This is a genomic window from Serratia grimesii, assembly GCF_900186025.1.
Classification (GTDB): Bacteria; Pseudomonadota; Gammaproteobacteria; order Enterobacterales; family Enterobacteriaceae; genus Serratia; species Serratia grimesii.
This window is the reverse complement of the sequence record NZ_LT883155.1, coordinates 2,809,511-2,830,552: the sequence shown is the minus strand read 5'-3', so window position 1 is coordinate 2,830,552 and position 21,042 is coordinate 2,809,511. Positions and strand designations below refer to the sequence as shown.

The window sequence follows — 21,042 nt, the reverse complement described above, 5'->3', positions numbered from 1 at the left end:
CGCAACAGATCAGGCAATACGTAACGTTGGTTGCGCAACGCAACGGCGGATCTCTACAGGTATCGACTTGGAGGTCGGCGTGCCGGTTCCGTCACCAAAACTGGCCAGCGGTACCAGCGGGTTGGTTTCGGGATAGTAGGCGGCCAAATTGCCCCGAGGGATATCGTAGCTCACCAGCTTGAAGCCGCTGACCTTGCGGGTGATGCCGTCATTCCACAGGGTTTCGATCTCCACCAACTCGCCGTCTTGCATATCCAGCGCGGCCAGATCTTCAGGATGAATAAACAACACTTCTCGTTGACCATACACGCCACGGTAGCGGTCATCCAACCCATAGATGGTGGTGTTGTATTGATCGTGTGAGCGCAGGGTTTGCAGTGTGAATGGCGCCTGCCGACCGTCCAGTTGCGGGAACAGGCTGTCTGGTAACGGCGCCGAGCCAAATTCCGCCTTACCACTTGGGGTGGCAAAGCGCAGCTCCGCGGCAGCGTTACCCAGATAGAAACCGCCGGGCTGATCACAGCGACGGTTGAAATCCTCAAAACCAGGAATAGTGGCGGCGATATGATTGCGGATCAACGAATAGTCATCGGCCAGCTCCAGCCAGTCGAGCTGTTGGTTGCCTAATACGGCATCGGCAATACCACAGACTATGGCGGTTTCAGAGCGTTGAGTTTCCGCGAGCGGTTTGCCGACGCCTTCCGATGCATGCACCATGCTGAAGGAGTCCTCTACCGTGATGTATTGCGGGCCGCTGGCCTGCAGGTCCTGTTCGGTACGGCCCAGCGTAGGCAGGATCAGCGCATCTTTACCGGTCACCAGATGACTACGGTTGAGTTTGGTGCTGATATGCACCGTCAGATCACAGCAGCGTAAGGCACGGGCGGTGCGTTCAGTGTCAGGTGCCGCCGCGGCCAGATTGCCGCCTAATGCCAGCAATACCTTCACTTCGCCGCGCCGCATCGCTTCGATAGCTTCAACTGTGTTATGGCCCTGTTCACGTCGTGGCGAGAAGTTAAAGTGTTTTTCCAGACTGTCTAGCAGTGCTTTGGGGGATTTTTCATCGATGCCCATTGTCCGGTTGCCTTGCACATTACTGTGACCGCGCACTGGACACAGGCCCGCGCCAGGTTTGCCCAATTGACCGAACAGCAGTTGCAGGTTGGTGATTTCACGTACCGTTGGTACTGAGTGTTTATGCTGTGTGACGCCCATTGCCCAGGTACAGATTACGCGCTCTGCACCCTGATAAATGGCTGCTGCCTGACGCAATTGCGTTTCACTGAGGCCGGACTGATGGGTGATTTGATCCCAAGACGTGGCATCCACCTGTGCCAAATAGCGTTCTACACCCACGCTGTGCTGCTCGATAAAGGCCAGATCAAACAAGCCCGGCTCTCCGGCGGCCAGACGTTGACGGTGGCCTTCCAGCAGGGCTTTCACCATGCCGCGTACCGCCGCCATATCCCCACCGAGGTTAGGCTGGAAGTAGGCTGAACTGATCGGTGATGACTTGGGTGTCAGCATTTGAATCGGGCTTTGTGGGTCGGCAAAGCGTTCCAACCCACGCTCGCGCAGTGTGTTAAAGCTGACGATACGGGCTCCGCGACTGGCGGCGTTTTTCAGACTGTGCAGCATGCGTGGGTGATTGGTGCCGGGGTTCTGACCAAATACGAAAATGGCATCGGCCTTTTCAAAGTCATCCATACGGATGGTGCCTTTACCGACACCGATACTCTGTTTCAGCCCCACGCCGCTGGCTTCGTGGCACATATTGGAGCAGTCAGGGAAATTACTGGTGCCGAGCATGCGACCAAACAATTGATACAGGTACGATGCTTCATTACTGGCACGGCCCGACGTATACAGTTCGATCTGGTTCGGGTTGTCCATGCTGTTAATGTGCTGTGCAATGAGCGCCAGCGCATCCGGCCACGAGATTGGCTGATAATGATCGGTTTCGGCGTTATAACGCATCGGGTGGGTGAGTCGGCCCTGATACTCCAGAAAATAGTCACTTTGCTGTAGTAAGGTACTGACGCTATGGGCCGCGAAAAATTCAGGTTCGACCGCATTACGCGTGGCTTCCCAACTGACGGCCTTGGCGCCGTTTTCGCAGAAACTGAAGGTGCTGTGATTGTCGTCGCCCCAAGCGCAGCCTGGACAGTCGAAACCGCGCGCTTTATTCACTCGCATCAGGTTGCGCAGGTTTTTTAACGTTTGTTTGCTGTCGAGCACATAGCGAGTGGTGGCTTCGAGTGAACCCCAGCCGCCCGCCGCGCCGGTATAAGGCTTTATTGACGGTTTGAATTTCATATTGGTCTTCGCAGGTGGTTGTAGCTAAAAAGTGAACGCTTTTTTAAGCGTTTTCAGTGTTTATGTCACAAGTTTAGGAGGGTGAGGCACGGGCGTCTAATCGAATAGGGCTATGGCGGCATAGAGCAAGTCTATCGCGTGAAAATGATTAACATACAAATCGTTGCATAATGACACCCGCTGAAAAAGAGTAATGATTCCGCTTTATCCGCAATTAATGCAGTCTATGCCTCAGATTATATTGGTATTTTATTTTGTCCATAGGGCCTGAGGAACAGTGATTGAAGCATTTAACATTGACGGTGATAGCCGGAATTTTACTGCCGTTGACAGCACAGGCGGCAGATGCGCCACTCAACTTTCCCCTTAATACACCGCCAGCGATAGACGCCGCCTCTTATGTATTGATGGATTATACCACGGGTCAAGTGCTGGCAGAGGCAAACGCGAATGAGCGCCGCAATCCGGCCAGTCTGACCAAGCTGATGACTGGGCTGGTGATTGATCATGCACTCGATCAACACAAAATCGGTCTCGACGATGTGGTGACTGTGGGCAAAGATGCCTGGGCGGCGGGGAATCCGGTATTCAAAGGTTCATCATTGATGTTCCTGAAGCCAGGTGACAGGGTCACGGTTCGTGATCTGAGTCGTGGCATTATCATTGACTCTGGCAACGATGCCTGCGTAGCGATGGCGGATTATGTGGCTGGTAGCCAGGCCGCGTTTGTTAAACTGATGAATGAAAAGAGCGCCCAGCTTGGTCTGCAAAATACCCATTTCGAAACCGTCCATGGCTTGGACGCGCCAGGTCAGTTCACTACGGCAGGCGATTTGGCCGTAATTTCACGCGCCATCATCATGAGTGAGCCAGCGGAATACCATATGTACAGCGAGAAATCGCTGACCTGGAACGGTATCACCCAGCAGAACCGCAACGGATTGTTGTGGGACAAAAAACTGCAGGTAGACGGGCTGAAAACCGGCCATACCGAATCTGCCGGGTTTAATATTATTGCTTCAGCGACTGAGGGTGACCGACGGCTGATCGCGGTGGTGATGGGCGGTAAAAGCTCGAAAGGGCGCGAAGAACAGGCGCGCAAATTGCTGACCTGGGGCCTGCGTGACTTTGCCACTGTACATCTTTTCAGCGCGGGACAACGCTTAGGGCAGGAAAAGGTATGGTACGGCGATCACCATGAGGTTGCGGTGGGCAGCGCACAGGATCAATACATCAGTCTGCCGAAAACGGAGGCGGACAAACTGAAGGCGCAATATGTGGTGACTGCGCCGCGCCTGGATGCCCCGCTGGAACAAGGGCAGCCTGTTGGTGAAATTCGTATCAGTAACAATGGTAAGGTGTTAAAGACGTTACCGCTGGTGGCATTGCAACCGGTTAAGCAAGGCGGCGTGTTCTCACGACTGATGGATGCGGTAAAACTGAAGTTCTGACGTATTGGGCGCAGGGTGCTGCGCCCGAAATTCTGTAGCGATGATATACTCAAGCCAGTCGTGATTTACTGAGCCGTTTTATGGATATTAAGCAACTGATCTACCTGTGTAATCTTGAGCGTGAACGCCACTTTGGCCGTGCGGCGGAGGCCAGCTTTGTCAGTCAGCCGACGTTATCTATGCGGCTGAAAAATCTGGAAAAAGAACTTGGCGTGTCGTTGATCAACCGCGGGAACAACTTCGAAGGTTTTACTGCCGAAGGTGAACGCGTCTTGTCCTGGGCGCGTGAGATTGTATCGGTATATCAGGGCTTGAAACTGGAGGTGGAGTCGCTTAAGCATGGCCTTAACGGCACGCTGCGTATCGGCGCTGTACCCCAATGCAGTATTTCGTTGGCGCAAATGCTAAAAGCGGTCAGTGAGCGGTTTCCCCAGTTGGACTACCGGATATCGGTGTTGAGCGCCGATCAGTTACTGGAAGCGCTGACGGCGCATACTGTCGATATCGGTATTGGTTTCTTTGAACTCTCCACATTGCAAGAGCTGCATTTTCAGTCGCAGCCATTGGCGGACGCAGGCGTTGAGTTGGTTTTCCACCCTGAACACTTTCCCGAATTGGTGGGAGACGCACCACTGACGCTGGAGGACGTGGCTGCATTGCCACTGTGCTTGGCAGAACCGACGCGTTACTTCCGCCGTTACCTCGATCAAAACTTCCGTGAAGCCGGTTTGACGTTGCATGTACGTATGGAAACTACGTCGATATTTCAGTTGCTGCAGGGGATTTTTGTCGGGTTGGGTTGTGGGTTATTCCCGCCTGGCAACCTGTTGCCGACCATGATGCCTGGGTTACACCACCGGCCGATCGCCATCGCCGCAATGCCGCGTCATGCTGCCGTGGTTGTTGCTGAACCTGGGCGCGCATCGCCTTTGGCGCAGCACTTTTTTGATGCTGCGCGCGGCTGGTTGTTACGATAACTATTCCAGCAGGCTTTCGCCGACACCTTGTGTGTCACCAAGGGTTTGGCGTAAACGGTTTTCCCAGGCGTAGAGTGCGCCAGTCAGGATCACGTCCAACGCCTGCGCCTGGTTCAGGCCGCTGTTAAACAATGGCTGTACGCTGCGCGGAGTGAATTTTTCCGGTGTGCGAGTCAGGTCTGTGACAACAGTGATCACCGCATGAGATACCGGATTATTCGCACTTTCCAGTCCGTGGTGAATATTGGCAAATAGCGCGCTTGTTAGCGTGTCATTCTGAATATCCTGTGCCACGGTTGATGCGCAGTAACGACTGCCGTTAATACGGGAAACTACCAGTGTTGCCAACGCTTTCAACCGCGCGGATAAGCCGTAGCCATCAGCATTGATGCTGTTGAAGACGCCATTGCGCTCACGTAGCGCTGGGGCATCATGGGCCAGCAACAGATAATATGTTTCGCTACGGGCATCGGGGTGGCTCTGATCAAGCACGTCGAGTTGTTCCGCGCGCGCGCCTTCCAACGCCACAACCGATAACCGGGATTGCCAGATCAATTCTTCTTCCGTGAATTCTATTCCTGCCGCATCGTCTATCTTCGGGAAACCCGGTACCACGCCCGCAGGCCGCCCGGCTAATGCCGCTACGCCAGCGACCACTCTTGCCTGGTAACTGACAAAACCGATGATTTGCGAAAATGTCACTATGTCCGCCGGACTCAGTCCCACATCGTTCAACTGTTGCAATGCTTTACGGCATATCAAAGTGGGTTGGCTGGCAAGTTGGCGCGCATATTGGGTGATTTGTGCGAGACGGATATTGCTTTCACGTGAGGCGTCGGGGCTGTATAGCGGGGCGAGGCGGGCAGCGTAATGGCTACAAAGTGACTGCACACCGGTGACCTGGGCTACGGTCAACGCGGTACTGAGGCGATCGTATGGTGACAGTGTCACTGTCCGTGTTAACTCGACCCTATCTGGAAACAATACGTGGTAGCTGGCAAGCGAGGCGTTAAATACACCGGCGCGGGCAGTGAGTGCGGTGTTCAGCGCTTCGTCGGCAAAGGCACCCAGCCCGAGTAAGAACCGATCACGAATACCTGCCGCCTGTGGCTCCAGCGGCTGATCACCGCGTACGCTGCTTTGGGTTTCGTGATACCACTGGGCATTATGTTGTCGACGTAGTAGTTCCATAGGGGATAATCCTTAATCAAGAGCAACAGCCACCGGTGCGGTAAGCAACGGCGGCAGGACAAAAGGCAACATGCCCGCAGGCGGGCATGAAATGACAGGATTAGCGCTGACCATCGCAACACAGTGCGTGACCATAAACAGAGAAACCTGCGGCTAAAGCGAGCATAAACTGCGCGAGTCGGCGATGGCGGGGGCTGTTCATCAGTGCGATATCCTGTCGTTTAATAAGCTCAACGTAGGGGATATCCTCACCGATTCGATTGGCGAGATAAAATAATGTTACGTGCTAATCAATAACTGAATGGAATAAAATATAATGATATATAACAAAATTGTAATTTGTATTTGAGGATTTTGGCTAAGTTCTGGTGGGTCCCCCAGACGATGAAAATTGCTCGGAAGCAGAATGTCGATCAGTTAAGCCTGACTGGCATTTTTTTATCCGGTCCCCTGTAGGCTCAGTGCAGGCAGAATTGCCATAAAGATCCTCCATATCTCTGTAACCACAATGTCCGGCAATTGGAGGGGCCGAAGGCGCGGCCCCTCCACCCCCGCCTTCGCTTAACACCTTCTGTCCGCTGCGCGGATACCCTCGCTGCACCTACGTTGTCGGGCGGGTCGGCTACGACAAACGTCCCTGTTTGTCTCGCCTCAACCGGCCTTCCCTGGCCGGTTGCCCCTGACAACGCCGCCTTGCTCGGCAGGCGGTGATGCGCGCTCAAGGTCAACACCCGCATTGGTAACCGCCGGGCAACATATGCCCTCAGTTTGACGTTTCGTGATGAAAGGCTGTGAAAATGATGAGATGAGCAGGGTGTTTGGCGCCCTTGAAGACGTCGAACGTATGAGCGGCGCATAGGCGAAACCGCCATGGACGGCGGTTTCAGGCGAGACAGGCAGGGACGCCTGTCATAGCCGGCCGTAATGCGGAGTGAGGAAGTGAGAGCCGTTGGCGTAGCCAACCGTCTGATAGGGCAAAGGCGCGGGTTGCAAGGGGCCGCGCTTACGGCCCCTTGCTCGGTCGGAGCCTAAGAGCCTCATGGTACGTTGCTTGTCTATCGACCGAAAAAAACGTCGAGCTCACCCAAAAAACACTTTAAGTGAACAGCATTCCGCTCGGGAGCAGGTTTCCTTCATAACTTGATGATCAGAACCTGCCGCCATCACGCCGCCAGGCGTCAGCAGTGAGTGCTTCCCCGAAGTGACTGGCAATCAAACGTTTAGTCAGATCATGTAACGGTGAAGCCAATACCTCAGCAGTACTGCCGCGTTCAACGATTTCTCCTTCATGCATCACCATGACCTGATCGCTAATGTGTTTCATCATCCCCAGATGCTGAGTCACATAGATATAAGAGATGCCATGCTTCTCTTGTAGCTCAAGCATCAGATTGATGATTTGCGAGCGCATCGACATATCCAATGAGGCCAATGCCTCATCAGCCACAATCACTTTCGGCTGTAAGATCAGCGCACGGGCCAGCGCTACCCGCTGTTTTTGACCGGAGGCCAGCATGTGCGGGTAATAATTGGCGTGATCCGGCAGCATCCCCACTTGGCGCAACGTCTGGTTGATGTGCTGTTCACGCTCGGAAGCTGCCATGTCCGTATTCAGACGCAGCGGGGCGTCCAGCAGTTGGCCGATACGCTGACGCGGATTGAGCGAAGTGCTCGGATCCTGAAATATCATGCGGATACGCTGGCTACGATAGCGGTAATCGCCATAATTGAGTCGATGGTCATCGATCAGCAGCTCGCCGGACGAAGGCTCAACCATGCCGGACAACATCTTGGCTAACGTCGATTTACCTGAACCGTTCTCACCGATGATTGCCAGTGTTTGCCGTTCGCGCAGGGTAAAGCTAACTGATTTCACCGCTTCAACATGCTGACGGCGAAATAGCCCGGTGCGGTAACGGTAGGTTTTGCTCAAATTACGCACTTCCAACAGCGTTTCCATGTTATTGCTCCTCCATGTTCAGCGGGAAGTGGCAGGCGAACAGGTGGTTTTTAACCGGACGCAGACGCGGTGTTTCAATGCACTTTTTCTGCGCATAAGGGCAGCGAGGCCCCAAACGGCAGCCGATCGGCAAATGCTCGAGCGATGGTATGGCGCCCGGTAGTGTATTGAGTCGGCTTTTATGCGGCAATGCACGGCCAAAGTCCGGCATTGAGCGGATCAGCGCCTGTGTATAAGGGTGATGCGGCGCAGCCAACAAATCTTCACACTGGGCGCTTTCAACGGTTTGACCGCAGTACAGCACGTTAACCCGATCGGCCCATTTGCTCATCATTTGCAAATCGTGACTGATCAGCAAAATGGTGGTGTTGTTGTTTTGATTCAGGCGCGCCAGCAAACGGAAAATCTGCGCCTGGGTAGTGGGTTCCATCGCGTTGGTGGGCTCATCGGCAATCAGCAGGCGCGGCTGATTAGCCAGAGCGATGGCGATCATCACTTTCTGGCATTCACCGTCGGTCAGCTCGTAGGGGAAGCTGCCCATAATGTCCTTGTGATCCTTGATACCCACGCGGTGCAGTAGCTCAATCGCGCGGCGTTTGCGCCAGTTAAAACGTTGCCACCAACGGCCCTTATAGGTCCAGCCAGGGATCGCCTGCGCCAACTGGCGACCAATGCTTTCGGATGGGTCCAGACAAGACTGCGGCTCCTGGAAAATCATCGAGACGTTGTGGCCAACCAACTTGCGGCGCTCACGCGGAGTTAGCTGCAACAGGTCAATATCATCAAAGCGGAAGCGGTCGGCGGTGACGCGCCAGTTGTCCTTAGTGACGCCGCAGATGGCTTTGGCGATCAGGCTTTTGCCTGAGCCGGACTCGCCCACCAAACCACGGACTTCACCTTCGCTCAGCGTCATGCTGACACGATCAACCGCTTTGACCGGCCCTTCGGCAGTCATAAATTCAATCGTCAGGTTGCGGATATCAAGTAATGGCATTATTCCACCCCTGTATTGATTGCACGGCGCATACCATCGCCCAACAGGTTAACCAGCAACACACTGATCAAGATTGCTGCACCTGGCAGCATCACCGTCCAGGGAGCTACGTACACCAATTCCAACGAATCACCGAGCATGGCTCCCCATTCCGGAGACGGAAGCTGTGCGCCAAGATCGAGGAAGCCGAGGGCGGCAATGTCCAGAATGGCCATCGATAATGCACGGGTGAACTCCGTTACCAGCACCGCGACAATATTCGGCATTACGGCGTACCACAGGATTTGCAATGTAGAGGCACCGTCGAGACGTACTGCCACCACATATTCTTTTTCCAACTCATCGTGCACTGCGCTGTAGATAGTACGCACCATACGTGGCAACAACGCCAGCCAGACGGCCAACATTGCATGCTCAAGCTTTGGCCCAAGGAAGGCGACGACTACAATCGCCAGCAGCAATGAAGGAATGGAGAGCAGGGTGTCGAGGATATGATTCAGCACCGCAGAGCGCAGGCCACGCGTTACACCGGCAAATACCCCGAGGATCACCCCGACGACGGCAGCGGCCACGGTCACCAACAACGCCGCGCCGTAAGTGGCGGCAGTGCCGGTCAGCAGGCGGCTAAGGATGTCGCGACCGAGATCATCAGTGCCAAGGAAGAAGGATACGTTGCCGTACCGTGACCAGGATGGCGGCAATAACTGATAGCCGAGGAATTGTTGATCAAGCGCATAAGGCGCCAGCAGACTGCCGAACAGGGAAAGCAGCAATAGCGCTATCACGCCATAGAAGCCAATCATTGCCAATGCATCACCGTAGAAAATCCGCCAGGTATAGAGTAGCGGGCTCGGCATTTTCTTTTCGCGGTATACGTTATCTAAGGGCATACCATTCCTTATGCTTCAGTGGGTTGGTGGCAGCACCTAAAATATCAGCCAATACGTTAATGGTGATCACCAGCGTACCGACCACCATGACGCCGGCGGAGATCGCCGCATAATCTTGTTGGCGGATAGCGTTAATCATCCAGCGCCCGAGGCCTGGCCAACTGAACACCACTTCGGTGATCATCGCCAGCGTCAGCATCGTGGAGAACTGTAGGCCCAGTTTGGGAATGATCGGTGGCAGGGCATTATGCAGCACGTGGCGGCGAATAATGGTGAACCGGGATAATCCCCGAGTGGCCGCGGCCTTGATGTAGTTTTGGCTGAGCACATCGTCGGTGCTGATACGCATAAGGCGCACCACCTCGGTGGTTGGTGCTACCGCCAGCGCGGCAATCGGCAAGATCATATGGCGCAGCGCGCTGCCGATCATTTCAGTGCGATAAGGTGAGTCGGACAGCCAGGCGTCAATCAGGGCGAAACCGGTGATTGGTTTAACCTGATACAGCAGATCAAAGCGGCCGGAAACCGGCAACCAGCCAAGGTGCAATGAGAAAAACAGCATCAACAGCAGCGCCAGCCAAAACACGGGCATCGAAAAGCCGAGCAGTGCAAAGGTGCTGATGGCGGTGTCTTGCCATTTGCCACGCATCACGCCGGCAATAATGCCAAGGGGAATACCGATAAACAGCGCTAGGGTGAAAGCGAGAAGGCACAGTTCCATGGTTGCCGGGAACACCTCTCGCAACTGTTCACTGATCGCCTGGCCGTTAATACTGGAAACGCCAAAATCCCAATGCAGCAGGCTGACAAAGTAAAACTGATAGGCATCCAGTAGCGCGGCGCCGTTCAGTGGTGCGCGTGGTGTGAAATAGCTCAGGCTAAAGCTGACCAACGTCAGGAAAAACAGCGTGATAAGCAGCAGCAAGAAACGGCGTAAGGTAAATATAATCACTTTTTCGGCCCCTCCGCAGATTCACGGTACACCCCGGCGAATGACGCATTGCCGAACGGGCTCAATACCAGTCCTTTGATGTCGTAACGGTAGGCCTGCAGACGCAATGAAGACGCCAGCGGCAGCACCGGCAGTTGCTGTTCAAGTATTTTCTGCGCCTTCTGATAGTTTTCGATTCGTTGTGCCAATTGCTGCGACAGCAGGGCATTTTGCAGCACTTCATCAAACCCTGGATCACACCAGTGAGCATAGTTGGTTTGCGAGCGGATTGCTGCGCAGCTCAACAGTGGTCGGAAGAAACTGTCCGGGTCGTTACTGTCAGTGGCCCAGCCGGTGAGGGTCAGATCGTGGTTCATTTCCATTAACCGCGCTTCCTGGAAACGGCCTTCGACAGGCACGATGGTGACTTTAATACCGACCTGAGCTAAATCCGCCTGGATCAATTCTGCGGTCTTTAACGGGCTGGGGTTATAGGATTGCGATGCCGTTGGCACCCACAAGCGCAGGTTCAGCGACTCAATACCCGCCTGTTTCAGTATTTCACGTGATTTGGCTGGGTCAAATTCGGTGACATGCGCTTCGTTATCGTAGGCCCACGAGGCGCGCGGCAGAATTGAGGCGGCGGTTTCCGCCGTGCCGTAGTAAATCGACTGCATCAGGCGTTGGTTGTTTATCGCCAGTGAAATTGCCTGACGGACTTTCAAATCATTAAGCGGTGGTTTACGTGTGTTGAAAGCCAGATAGGCGATATTCATGCCCGGTCTTAGCGTCAGTCGCAGACGCGGATCATCGCGCAGAATCGAAAGCTGACTGGCTGCAGGATAGGCCAACACATCACATTCGCCGGTCAACAACTTGGACAGCCGACCGGTGCCGCCGGCACCCAGATCGATAACCACCTGTGGCATGCGTGGTTTGCCTTTCCAGTAAACATCGTTGCGCGCCAGACGAATATATTGTCCGGAACGGTATTCATTTAACAGGAACGGCCCGGTGCCAACCGGTTCACGGTCGATCATTTCTTGGTGACCTACACGCGTCAGGTCATCAGCGTATTCTGCCGACAGTACCGGCGCATAATGGGTAGCGATATGCCACAAGAAGGAGGCGTCGGGCGCTTGCAGGCGGATCTCTACCGTGTAGTCGTCGAGCTTCTTCACGCTTTGCACCGAATCACCAAACTGCAAGCTATCGAAGTACGGATATTCGCCGCCATTGACGTCGTGATACGGGTGTTTCTGATTAAACACGCGCTCAAAGCTGAACACAACATCGTCAGCATTCAGTTTACGCGTTGGTGTGAACCAGGCCGTCGTCTGGAATGGCACATCTTTGCGCAAGTGGAAACGGTAAGTGGCGCCGTTATCCAGGACTTCCCAGCTTTGTGCCAGTTCGGGGATCAACCGATAGGTGTACGGGTCGACATCCAATAGGCGATCGTACAGCTGCGCAGCCAAAGTATCGACTGTCAGGCCACTACTGGCCATCTGCGGGTTAAAAGTATTGAGTATACCGCTGACACAATAGACAAAACCGCTCTGGCGGATATCCGGCAACGGCTGCGCCGCAGCGGGCGCAGGGGGTGTCGACGCCAGAGCAGAGCTCGTAAGGCATAACGACAAGATCCAAAGGGGTAAACCACGCATAGAGGCTTCATGGGTTAATAAGCAATAGCATTAGTGTATCGCACTCTGGCGAACAGCCCAATCCATTGAGCAAAATGGCTGAGTTTTCTGCTACTTGATTGAACAATTCATGGTCGCCGACAAAAAAGTAATATTTGTTATGTTATAACATAACAAATTCATGTTACCGTTCCCTGGCAATGTACCAATAATCGCAAGGGGATGTATGAACAAGGTTGCACTTCCACCATGCCAGCCGCTGCCGGATGCTCAGGCATGGCAGGGCGCAATGAGTGATGTCGGGCTCGATTGGGTCGGGATGCAAGGGATTGCACTGCCGCTGGAATTGGCAGGTAAGCCGCTGATGGCAAAAGTGAATGCTGGGATCAATCTGCGAGCCAGTCGCCAAGGTGCACGTGGGATACATATGTCGCGCCTGTATCTGGCGTTGGATGAATTAACTCAAGGTGAACTGACGCCGCAACGCATTGCCGACCAGCTACGGGCTTTTTTGGCGTCACAGCCGGAGAACAGCGACCGCGCAAATCTGAGTATCAGCGGCGAACTGTTGTTGTCACGTCCGGCGTTGTTGTCACCACACCGTGGCTGGAAAGCCTATCCGTTGAAAATTGACGCCACGCTGACAAGCGCGCTGACGCTGTCGTTGACGGTCGGTGTGCCGTATTCCTCTACTTGCCCAAGTTCGGCAGCGCTGAGTCGCCAACTGGCACAGCAGCAGTTTCAGTTTGATTTCGAACACGCGCCAGACGTGGTTGACCAACAGCAGGTTATCGACTGGCTGGGAGAACAGGGCATGCCTGCCACACCTCACAGCCAGCGCAGTTGGGCTTGGGTGACGATCACATTGAATGACAGCGAAACGACCTTGCCGGTAGTCAATTTAATTGATCGTATCGAGCATGCGTTGGGGACACCGTTGCAGACAATGGTGAAACGCCGGGATGAGCAGGCATTTGCCCTGGCCAACGGGCAGAACCTGATGTTCTGTGAGGACGCCGCGCGCCGTTTGTACCGAACATTGCGCAGTCAGTGCAGTCACCGCGCCTTTTCGCTACGTGTGGAGCATCAAGAGAGCCTGCACGCACACAATGCGGTGGCGGAATTGAGCTGGGGAGAGAATCAGGATGTTACGTAAAAACCCCAGTGGCCATCTGCCGCAGGTTTCGCCGAAAGCCTATATCGACCCTACTGCCATTATCTGCGGTCGGGTGATTGTCGAAGATTTTGTCTACGTTGGGCCGTACGCGGTGATCCGCGCGGATGAACTGAACGCAGCCGGCGATATGGATCCGATCATTATCGGTTCCCATTCCAATATACAGGACGGCGTGGTGATCCATTCGAAAAGTGGTGCCGCGGTCACTATCGGCAGTTTTAGCTCTATCGCCCATCGCGCCATCGTTCACGGCCCGTGCCGTATCGACGATCGGGTGTTTATCGGTTTTAACAGCGTGCTGTTCAATTGCCATATCGGCTCCGGTTGTGTGGTGCGTTACAACGCGGTGGTGGACGGCGTGACGTTACCGGAAAACCTGTATATCCCATCAACCGAACGTGTCGGCGCTGACAGCGATCTGTCGTTGTATCCGCAGGTTGACCGCAGCGCGCTGCAATTTTCTGAAGAGGTAGCTGCCACCAACGTCGAATTGGTTCGCGGCTACCAGGCATTACGCAACGAGTTTTGAGTGAGGAATCCCATGAATCCATTACCCGTAACTGTGCTTTCCGGCTTTCTCGGCGCCGGTAAGACCACAGTATTGAACCATATCCTTAATAATCGACAGGGCATGCGTGTGGCGGTGATCGTCAACGACATGAGCGAAGTGAACATCGATGCGGCATTGGTAGAGAATGAAGTTCAGCTTGATCGCCAACAGGAAAAATTGGTGGAGATGAGCAATGGGTGTATCTGCTGCACATTGCGTGAAGATTTGCTGATTTCGGTGCGTGAGCTGGCACAGGCTGGTCGCTTTGATTATCTGTTGATCGAATCCAGTGGCATTTCCGAACCCTTACCTGTGGCAGAAACCTTCACCTTTGAGGACGAACAAGGGGAAAGTCTGTCGCAATTCGCCAGGCTGGACACGTTGGTCACCGTGGTGGACGGGGTGAATTTTATCCAGCAGTACCAGCAGGCTCAAACGCTGCAAGAGGCGGGCCAAAGCCTGGGAGAGGACGATTTACGCAGCGTGGCGGATCTGCTGATAGAACAAATTGAGTTCTGCGATGTGATGCTGGTCAGTAAGACTGATCTGCTGACGCCAGAACAGCAGGGTGAAGTGATGGCGTTGCTCGCCAGCCTGAACCCGGATGCCGCCATTATCGCCATCTCTCCCGGCAAGGTGCCATTGGAAGCGGTATTGAACACGGGCAGCTTCAGCTTTGATAAAGCACAGCAAGCGCCGGGCTGGCTTAAAGAGTTGCGTGGTGAGCACCTGCCTGAAACTGAAAACTATGGCATCAGCAGTTTTGTCTACCGCGCTAGACGGCCCTTTGCGCCGGATAAGTTTTACCGAGTGATCAATGGCGATTGGGGCGGTGGCAAGCTGCTACGTTCCAAAGGGTTCTACTGGTTGGCGACACGCCCGCGCCAGGCTGGGCAGTGGAGTCAGGCCGGGGGCATCGCTCATTATGGGCTGGCAGGCACTTTCTGGCGCGCCATTGCTCAAGAGAACTGGCCACAGGATGAAGAGACACGGGCGCATATTATGGATAAATGGGTGGAGCCATTTGGCGATATGCGCCAGGAATTGGTGTTTATTGGGCAGAACCTACAGGAGGCTGAAATAACGCGTTTACTTGACGCCTGCCTGCTGAGTGATGAGGAAATGGCAGCGGGGATAGATTATTGGCATGAGATGGCTGACCCCTTCCCTGAGTGGTAATTGCACAATGACAGTGTGGAAATGAGAAAAATTCTCAACAAAGTGCTTTACAGATGATACTGATAACTATTATCATCATTTGGCAGTTCACGGAAGGCCACGCACACGGTGGTTCAGCTGTGAAAGGCACGACATTGCTCACATTGCTTCCAGTGTTTTTTAAGCCAGCTCGGGTGCTGGCTTTTTTTTTGCCTGTTATTCTTCGTCCGCCTCACCATTTTGCAATAACGCGTGCTTTTTAAGCATACCGCGTAACTGGTGATAGGTCAGACCCAGCAGTTCAGCCGCCTTGCGTTGGTTAAATCTTCCCTGCTGGAGCGCCGCTTCGATTAACGCCTTTTCCTGTGCCAACTGCCATGTTTTTAAATCCATCGGTAAGGAGGGGCGATCGTCACGTGTTTCGTGCGCGGAAGGCAATGGGATACTTGCCCGTTGGGCAAAAGGATTGATCACGATCTCGTCCAGTTCGCTGGCGCTGGTACCGTGTCGGTACACTGACCGTTCCACCACGTTTTTCAGTTCACGCACGTTGCCCGGCCAATGATAGCCGAGCAGGGTGTCTCTGGCACGTTCGGTAAAGCCAGGGAACAGCGGCAGCGACAGCTCGCGGCACATCTGAATCGCAAAGTGCTCGGCCAGCAACATGATGTCTTGCTGTCGCTGACGCAGCGGCGGTAACTGCACCACGTCGAATGCCAGCCGGTCTAGCAAATCGGCGCGGAATTTGCCCGCCGCTGCCAGTGCAGGCAGATCATCATTGGTCGCGCACACCAGCCGCACATCAACCTGCAACGGTTGGCTGCCACCGACGCGCTCAAGATGACCGTATTCAATCACTCTCAACAGTTTTTCTTGCACTAACATGGGGGCTGTGGCCAGTTCGTCAAGAAACAGGGTACCGCCGTCGGCACGTTCAAAGCGACCCAGATGGCGTTTCTGCGCGCCGGTAAAGGCCCCGGCCTCGTGTCCGAACAGCTCTGAATCCAGCAGGTTTTCATTCAGGGCCGCGCAGTTAAGCGAGATAAACGGCCCCTGCCAACGGTTGGACAGGTAATGCAACCTGTGGGCAATCAGCTCTTTACCGGTGCCGCGCTCACCGATCACCAACACCGGTTTGTTCAACTTTGCCAGTTGCGAGACTTGCTCCAATACTTCGACAAAGGCATTCGCTTCGCCCAACAGGTTTTCTAACTGTTCGCTCATGATGAAATTCGCCAATGTTTGGTGAAAATAATCACTCTACAGTATGCGTACGGAGAGTCAAAAATAAATAATCGTTATTATTCAATTAAGTAAAAGTTGGCACGGGTTTTGATTAGGTATTAGGGAAATCTGTATGACCTAACGCGGCGCTTCAGACGCCATCAGAACCAAGAGGAAGTGAATTATGGGTATTTTTTCTCGTTTTGCCGACATCGTGAACGCCAACATCAATACGCTGCTGGATAAGGCGGAAGATCCGCAAAAGCTCGTGCGCTTGATGATCCAAGAGATGGAAGACACGCTGGTTGAAGTTCGCTCTACCTCAGCGCGCGCGCTGGCGGAGAAAAAACAATTGCTGCGTCGCATTGAGCAGGGTGAGAACCAGCTTAGTGACTGGCAGGACAAAGCTGAACTGGCACTGCGTAAAGATAAAGAAGATCTGGCGCGTGCGGCACTGATCGAAAAACAAAAAGTGGCTGACCTGATCGCTACGTTGACTCATGAAGTCTCTACCGTAGAAGAAACGTTGGCTCGTATGAAAAGCGAAATCGGCGAGCTGGAAAACAAGCTAACCGAAACGCGTGCTCGTCAGCAGGCGTTGACCTTGCGCCATCAGGCAGCCTCGTCTTCTCGCGACGTACGTCGCCAACTCGACAGCGGCAAGCTGGATGAAGCAATGGCGCGTTTCGAACAGTTCGAACGCCGTATTGATCACATGGAAGCCGAAGCTGAAAGCGTCATCATCGGTAAAAAGAAGTCTCTGGATCAAGAATTTGCCGAGTTAAAAGCTGACGACGCGATCAGTGAACAACTGGCGGCGTTGAAAGCTAAAATGAACCGCTCTGAGTAAGGCGGCAGCGGCCACGGTGGTGTGGCCGCCAACCCAAGACGCATTAAGAAGGAAAAGAAATGAGTGCTCTATTACTTGCCATTCCGTTGACAATCTTTGTGTTGTTTGTCGCACCGATTTGGCTTTGGCTGCATTACAGCAATCGGCAACAAAACGGTATACAACTGAGCCATCAGGAAATGCAGCGTCTGGCGCAGTTGGCTGAAGATGCCAAGCGTATGCGTGAACGTATCCAGGCTCTGGAAGAGATCCTTGATGCAGAACACCCGAACTGGAGACAGTCTTGATGAACAATACTCTGGGCAGCAAAAAGCTTTATCGCGTTCCCGAAGAAGGGATGCTGAAAGGGGTCTGCGCCGGTTTAGCCCATTATTTTGACGTGCCGGTGCGACTGATCCGCGTGATCGTGGTGTTATCGATGTTCTTCGGGCTGTTTTTCTTTACCTTGATCGCGTATTTCGCTTTGGTGTTTGTGTTGGACGAAGCACCGGCCAGCCGCTTTGAAGGCGAACAGCAAAAATCACCGCGCCAGTTGCTTGACCAGCTTGAATATGAATTGGGCAGTGGCGAACAGCAATTGCGGCAGGTTGAACGCTATGTGACGTCAGATACCTTTGGCGTGCAGAGTCGTTTCCGCAAATTATAACCCCACCTTGCGTGCGAAGGCCTGCGCTCGGCGCAGGTCAGGCATTGCACCCGTTACATCCTTTTGAACCCAATTGTGCCGGAGGGCATTGATAATGAACAAAACCTATGCCGCAAACACGGTTAAATCCGGTGGATTTAAACAAGGAGCAGGTGCAATGTTGAAGACATTGTCTAAAGTCATCATCATAGCGTTACTGAATTACGGTCCTGCGGGCGCGGCCGGCTGGCTGTTGCGGACCGTCGGCCGCAAACCGATTCGCTTTGTCCTGGCGCTGGTGCTGGAACCGCTGTTCCGCAAAGGCCTGAACAAAGTATTTGGGCGTTATGCCAAGGAGAACAATGAAACGACTGCAAAATGAGTTAACGTCGCTGGTCAACCGCGGAATGGATCGTCATCTGCGTCTGGCGGTAACCGGCCTAAGCCGCAGCGGGAAAACCGCCTTTATTACTGCTTTCGTCAACCAATTGCTGCACGTTCACAGTGGCGCACGTATGCCGCTGTTTTCGCCTGTGCGCGAAGAGCGGCTGCTGGGCGTGAAGCGCATTCCACAGCGCGATCTCGGTATCCAGCGTTTTACCTATGATGAAGGGTTGGCACAGCTTTATGGCACACCGCCGAGTTGGCCAACCCCGACCCGTGGCGTCAGCGAAATTCGTCTGGCGCTGCGTTACCGTTCCAATGATTCACTGCTGCGTCATTTCAAAGACACCTCAACGCTGTATCTGGAGATCGTTGATTATCCGGGAGAGTGGTTGTTGGACTTGCCGATGCTGGAACAGGACTATCTGGCTTGGTCGCGGCAAATGGCCGGTTTGCTGCAGGGCGATCGCGCCGAGTGGGCCAAACCTTGGCTGGACCTGTGTAAAAGTTGTGATCCGTTAGCCCCTGCTGATGAAAACAAGCTTGCGGCGATAGCTCAGGCCTATACCGACTACCTGTTGCGCTGCAAAAGCGAAGGGCTGCATTTTATTCAGCCGGGCCGCTTTGTACTGCCGGGTGATCTGGCAGGTGCACCGGCATTGCAGTTCTTCCCGTGGCCGAATGTGGACAGTCTCGGCGAATCGAAACTTGCACAGGCAGATAAACACAGCAATATCGGCATGCTGCGAGCGCGTTTCAACTATTACTGCCAGACCATCGTCAAAAACTTTTATAAAGAACACTTTGTCCGTTTTGATCGTCAGATTGTGCTGGTGGACTGTCTGCAACCGCTCAACAGCGGCCCACAAGCATTCAACGATATGCGGCTGGCTCTGACCCAATTGATGCAGAGCTTCCACTATGGGAAGCGCACGCTGTTCCGCCGGTTATTTTCACCAACCATCGATAAACTGATGTTCGCAGCTACTAAAGCCGATCATATCACCGCCGACCAGCACGCCAATTTGGTGTCGTTGTTGCAACAGTTGGTGCAAGAGGCATGGCAGAATGCTGCGTTTGAGGGCATCAGTATGGATTGCGTCGGGCTAGCCTCGGTGCAGGCCACTGAAAGTGGCATTGTTGACCATCAAGGACAGCGGATCCCGGCGCTAAAGGGCAACCGTCTGAACGACGGCGCACCGCTGACGGTATTCCCCGGCGAAGTTCCCGCGCGTTTGCCGGGGCCAGCATTTTGGCAGAATCAGGGCTTCCATTTCGATGAGTTTCGTCCACGCGCTATGAGTGTGGACAGCCCATTGCCGCATATTCGTCTGGACGCGGTGATGGAATTTCTACTGGGAGATAAATTGCGATGAGCGAGCCGATAAAACCGCGTATCGATTTTGAAGAACCGTTACAAGCGCCGCAGGAACCGGTGTTGCGCGCCAATGTGGCCTTTGATGAGCAACAGGCTGAGCACTTTTTCCCTGCCGCGCCGGAGTTACAGCAAGAAGAGGAAGAAGGGCGCGCCGAAGGCATTATCAACGCAGCACTAAAACCCAAACGCAGCCTGTGGCGCAAAATGGTTACCGCTGGGTTGGGGTTGTTCGGCATTAGCGTGGTGGCTCAGGGTATCCAGTGGGTGCATACCGCCTGGGTCCAGCAAGATTGGATCGCCATGGGGGGCGGTGTGGCGGGCGGCTTGATCGTCTTTGCTGGCGTGGGGTCGGTCGTGACCGAATGGCGCCGTTTATACCGCTTGCGCCAGCGTGCAGAAGAGCGAGATGTTGCGCGTGAGCTGTTACATAGCCACGGGTTGGGTAAAGGCCGTGAGTTTTGTGAAAAACTGGCACGCCAGGCCGGTCTTGATCAGGGGCACCCCGCGCTGCAACGTTGGCAGGCGTCGCTGCATGAAACTCAAAACGATCGTGAAGTGGTCGCGCTATACGCCAAGTTAGTGCAGCCGGTATTGGATAATCAGGCGCGGCGTGAAATTAGCCGCTCAGCCGCCGAGTCTACATTAATGATCGCTGTCAGTCCGCTGGCTGTGGTGGATATGGCATTTATCGCGTGGCGTAATATTCGTCTTATAAACCGTATTGCGGCGTTGTATGGCATTGAACTGGGTTACTTCAGTCGTTTGCGGTTGTTCCGTTTAGTGTTGTTGAATATTGCCTTTGCCGGCGCGTCTGAACTGGTGCGTGAGGTGGGTATGGACTGGATGTCGCAAGATTTGGCCGCCCGACTGTCAGCCCGTGCAGCGCAGGGTATCGGTGCCGGTTTACTGACTGCCAGACTCGGTATTAAGACGATGGAGTTGTGCCGTCCGTTGCCTTGGCTGGAAGGGGAAAAACCAAAACTGGGTGATTTCCGCAGCCAATTGGTTGGTCAATTGAAAGACACCCTGAAAAAAAGCGACAACAAAGCCAAATAATCGGCCAACGGCGTCCATTTGGGCGCCGTTACTTTATTCTGCCCTCGAGCCTTCTTCTATAACACCAATACGTAACCCTCGCTTGACGAAAGACGATCTACCTGCAAATGCATTATATTTATCTGAAAATTTATTGATGATTGTGATAACACTCTACATATAAGCTAAAATGACGCCGATGGTGTTATTCACTTGCGTTTAAAATCATCAACAACAGCGATAAATCAGAGTTCTGTCAACTTTTGCTGACAGATTGCTTCTACCGCTTGGGGTGAGAGAGTATC

General features: G+C 53.8%; 19 protein-coding genes. 11 read left to right on the top strand and 8 right to left on the bottom strand.

Annotated features, from left to right (window positions below; translation table 11 throughout):
- Positions 1-9: 9 nt before the first annotated feature.
- Positions 10-2,316, bottom strand: coding sequence for an FdhF/YdeP family oxidoreductase (locus SGBXF1_RS13305; RefSeq protein WP_186426975.1), 2,307 nt, complete (start codon positions 2,314-2,316; stop codon positions 10-12).
- Between the two features lie 281 nt (positions 2,317-2,597).
- Here SGBXF1_RS13305 and dacD point away from each other — a divergent pair, with 281 nt between their 5' ends.
- Together dacD and SGBXF1_RS13295 are read left to right on the top strand one after the other, a co-directional pair.
- Positions 2,598-3,767, top strand: a complete 1,170-nt coding sequence (dacD, locus tag SGBXF1_RS13300) for a serine-type D-Ala-D-Ala carboxypeptidase DacD (RefSeq protein WP_061806372.1) — start codon at positions 2,598-2,600, stop codon at positions 3,765-3,767.
- Between the two features lie 80 nt (positions 3,768-3,847).
- On the top strand, positions 3,848-4,744 hold the full coding sequence (locus tag SGBXF1_RS13295) for a LysR family transcriptional regulator (RefSeq protein WP_130380929.1): 897 nt from the start codon (positions 3,848-3,850) through the stop codon (positions 4,742-4,744).
- Here the strand turns inward: SGBXF1_RS13295 and SGBXF1_RS13290 are convergent, their stop codons facing one another.
- The 6 genes from SGBXF1_RS13290 to sapA all read right to left on the bottom strand — a co-directional run bounded on the left by SGBXF1_RS13290 (position 4,745) and on the right by sapA (position 12,377).
- Positions 4,745-5,935 carry a CMD domain-containing protein gene (locus SGBXF1_RS13290; protein WP_186426974.1) on the bottom strand — a complete coding sequence of 397 codons (1,191 nt, stop codon included), beginning with the start codon at positions 5,933-5,935 and terminating at the stop codon, positions 4,745-4,747.
- Between the two features lie 1,147 nt (positions 5,936-7,082).
- Complete coding sequence (gene sapF / locus SGBXF1_RS13285; RefSeq protein ID WP_037415744.1) at positions 7,083-7,895, bottom strand: putrescine export ABC transporter ATP-binding protein SapF; 813 nt, start codon at positions 7,893-7,895, stop codon at positions 7,083-7,085.
- A gap of 1 nt (position 7,896) precedes the next feature.
- A complete protein-coding gene (sapD, locus tag SGBXF1_RS13280; RefSeq protein ID WP_012145360.1) occupies positions 7,897-8,889 on the bottom strand; it encodes a putrescine export ABC transporter ATP-binding protein SapD in 993 nt (330 codons plus the stop codon).
- Positions 8,889-9,779: a putrescine export ABC transporter permease SapC gene (gene sapC, locus SGBXF1_RS13275; protein WP_037415741.1), complete on the bottom strand. Its 891-nt coding sequence runs from the start codon at positions 9,777-9,779 to the stop codon at positions 8,889-8,891. The genes sapD and sapC overlap by 1 nt, the downstream gene beginning before the upstream one ends.
- The gene (gene sapB, locus SGBXF1_RS13270) at positions 9,766-10,731 is read right to left on the bottom strand and encodes a putrescine export ABC transporter permease SapB (protein WP_037415737.1); all 966 of its coding nucleotides are present in this window, start codon (positions 10,729-10,731) and stop codon (positions 9,766-9,768) included. Before sapB ends, sapC begins: the two co-directional genes overlap by 14 nt.
- Positions 10,728-12,377 carry an ABC transporter substrate-binding protein SapA gene (sapA, locus tag SGBXF1_RS13265; RefSeq protein ID WP_130380925.1) on the bottom strand — a complete coding sequence of 550 codons (1,650 nt, stop codon included), beginning with the start codon at positions 12,375-12,377 and terminating at the stop codon, positions 10,728-10,730. The genes sapB and sapA overlap by 4 nt, the downstream gene beginning before the upstream one ends.
- 205 nt (positions 12,378-12,582) lie before the next feature.
- Between sapA and folE2 the strand changes: the two genes are divergently transcribed.
- The 3 genes from folE2 to zigA are packed head-to-tail and all read left to right on the top strand — an operon-like array spanning position 12,583 to position 15,262.
- Positions 12,583-13,512 carry a GTP cyclohydrolase FolE2 gene (folE2, locus tag SGBXF1_RS13260; RefSeq protein ID WP_061806368.1) on the top strand — a complete coding sequence of 310 codons (930 nt, stop codon included), beginning with the start codon at positions 12,583-12,585 and terminating at the stop codon, positions 13,510-13,512.
- Entirely contained in the window at positions 13,502-14,062 is a 561-nt protein-coding gene (locus SGBXF1_RS13255; protein WP_130380921.1) for a gamma carbonic anhydrase family protein, read from the top strand. Before folE2 ends, SGBXF1_RS13255 begins: the two co-directional genes overlap by 11 nt.
- A gap of 12 nt (positions 14,063-14,074) precedes the next feature.
- Complete coding sequence (gene zigA, locus SGBXF1_RS13250) at positions 14,075-15,262, top strand: zinc metallochaperone GTPase ZigA (RefSeq protein ID WP_186426973.1); 1,188 nt, start codon at positions 14,075-14,077, stop codon at positions 15,260-15,262.
- A 195-nt stretch (positions 15,263-15,457) separates the two neighbouring features.
- Here zigA and pspF read toward each other — a convergent pair whose 3' ends face one another.
- Positions 15,458-16,465 (bottom strand): phage shock protein operon transcriptional activator, encoded by a 1,008-nt coding sequence (gene pspF / locus SGBXF1_RS13245; RefSeq protein WP_186426972.1) that lies wholly within the window; start codon positions 16,463-16,465, stop codon positions 15,458-15,460.
- Positions 16,466-16,649: 184 nt separating this feature from the next.
- Between pspF and pspA the strand changes: the two genes are divergently transcribed.
- The 6 genes from pspA (at position 16,650) to SGBXF1_RS13215 (ending at position 20,758) form a co-directional block, all read left to right on the top strand.
- A complete protein-coding gene (pspA, locus tag SGBXF1_RS13240) occupies positions 16,650-17,315 on the top strand; it encodes a phage shock protein PspA (RefSeq protein WP_037415723.1) in 666 nt (221 codons plus the stop codon).
- A gap of 59 nt (positions 17,316-17,374) precedes the next feature.
- Positions 17,375-17,602: an envelope stress response membrane protein PspB gene (gene pspB / locus SGBXF1_RS13235; RefSeq protein ID WP_012145351.1), complete on the top strand. Its 228-nt coding sequence runs from the start codon at positions 17,375-17,377 to the stop codon at positions 17,600-17,602.
- On the top strand, positions 17,602-17,961 hold the full coding sequence (pspC, locus tag SGBXF1_RS13230) for an envelope stress response membrane protein PspC (RefSeq protein ID WP_037415720.1): 360 nt from the start codon (positions 17,602-17,604) through the stop codon (positions 17,959-17,961). Before pspB ends, pspC begins: the two co-directional genes overlap by 1 nt.
- A gap of 94 nt (positions 17,962-18,055) precedes the next feature.
- On the top strand, positions 18,056-18,322 hold the full coding sequence (pspD, locus tag SGBXF1_RS13225) for a phage shock protein PspD (RefSeq protein ID WP_061806365.1): 267 nt from the start codon (positions 18,056-18,058) through the stop codon (positions 18,320-18,322).
- Positions 18,303-19,700 (top strand): YcjX family GTP-binding protein, encoded by a 1,398-nt coding sequence (locus SGBXF1_RS13220; RefSeq protein WP_061806364.1) that lies wholly within the window; start codon positions 18,303-18,305, stop codon positions 19,698-19,700. Before pspD ends, SGBXF1_RS13220 begins: the two co-directional genes overlap by 20 nt.
- Positions 19,697-20,758, top strand: coding sequence for a YcjF family protein (locus tag SGBXF1_RS13215; RefSeq protein WP_186426971.1), 1,062 nt, complete (start codon positions 19,697-19,699; stop codon positions 20,756-20,758). Before SGBXF1_RS13220 ends, SGBXF1_RS13215 begins: the two co-directional genes overlap by 4 nt.
- Positions 20,759-21,042 lie beyond the last annotated feature (284 nt).

What these genes read in the sequence shown, in the direction of transcription:
- SGBXF1_RS13305 (WP_186426975.1), bottom strand. Translation starts at nt 2,316, where the DNA reads ATGAAATTCAAACCGTCAATAAAGCCTTATACCGGCGCGGCGGGCGGC.
- SGBXF1_RS13295 (WP_130380929.1), top strand. Translation starts at nt 3,848, where the DNA reads ATGGATATTAAGCAACTGATCTACCTGTGTAATCTTGAGCGTGAACGC.
- SGBXF1_RS13290 (WP_186426974.1), bottom strand. Translation starts at nt 5,935, where the DNA reads ATGGAACTACTACGTCGACAACATAATGCCCAGTGGTATCACGAAACC.
- sapF (WP_037415744.1), bottom strand. Translation starts at nt 7,895, where the DNA reads ATGGAAACGCTGTTGGAAGTGCGTAATTTGAGCAAAACCTACCGTTAC.
- sapD (WP_012145360.1), bottom strand. Translation starts at nt 8,889, where the DNA reads ATGCCATTACTTGATATCCGCAACCTGACGATTGAATTTATGACTGCC.
- sapC (WP_037415741.1), bottom strand. Translation starts at nt 9,779, where the DNA reads ATGCCCTTAGATAACGTATACCGCGAAAAGAAAATGCCGAGCCCGCTA.
- sapA (WP_130380925.1), bottom strand. Translation starts at nt 12,377, where the DNA reads ATGCGTGGTTTACCCCTTTGGATCTTGTCGTTATGCCTTACGAGCTCT.
- folE2 (WP_061806368.1), top strand. Translation starts at nt 12,583, where the DNA reads ATGAACAAGGTTGCACTTCCACCATGCCAGCCGCTGCCGGATGCTCAG.
- SGBXF1_RS13255 (WP_130380921.1), top strand. Translation starts at nt 13,502, where the DNA reads ATGTTACGTAAAAACCCCAGTGGCCATCTGCCGCAGGTTTCGCCGAAA.
- zigA (WP_186426973.1), top strand. Translation starts at nt 14,075, where the DNA reads ATGAATCCATTACCCGTAACTGTGCTTTCCGGCTTTCTCGGCGCCGGT.
- pspF (WP_186426972.1), bottom strand. Translation starts at nt 16,465, where the DNA reads ATGAGCGAACAGTTAGAAAACCTGTTGGGCGAAGCGAATGCCTTTGTC.
- pspA (WP_037415723.1), top strand. Translation starts at nt 16,650, where the DNA reads ATGGGTATTTTTTCTCGTTTTGCCGACATCGTGAACGCCAACATCAAT.
- pspB (WP_012145351.1), top strand. Translation starts at nt 17,375, where the DNA reads ATGAGTGCTCTATTACTTGCCATTCCGTTGACAATCTTTGTGTTGTTT.
- pspC (WP_037415720.1), top strand. Translation starts at nt 17,602, where the DNA reads ATGAACAATACTCTGGGCAGCAAAAAGCTTTATCGCGTTCCCGAAGAA.
- pspD (WP_061806365.1), top strand. Translation starts at nt 18,056, where the DNA reads ATGAACAAAACCTATGCCGCAAACACGGTTAAATCCGGTGGATTTAAA.
- SGBXF1_RS13220 (WP_061806364.1), top strand. Translation starts at nt 18,303, where the DNA reads ATGAAACGACTGCAAAATGAGTTAACGTCGCTGGTCAACCGCGGAATG.
- SGBXF1_RS13215 (WP_186426971.1), top strand. Translation starts at nt 19,697, where the DNA reads ATGAGCGAGCCGATAAAACCGCGTATCGATTTTGAAGAACCGTTACAA.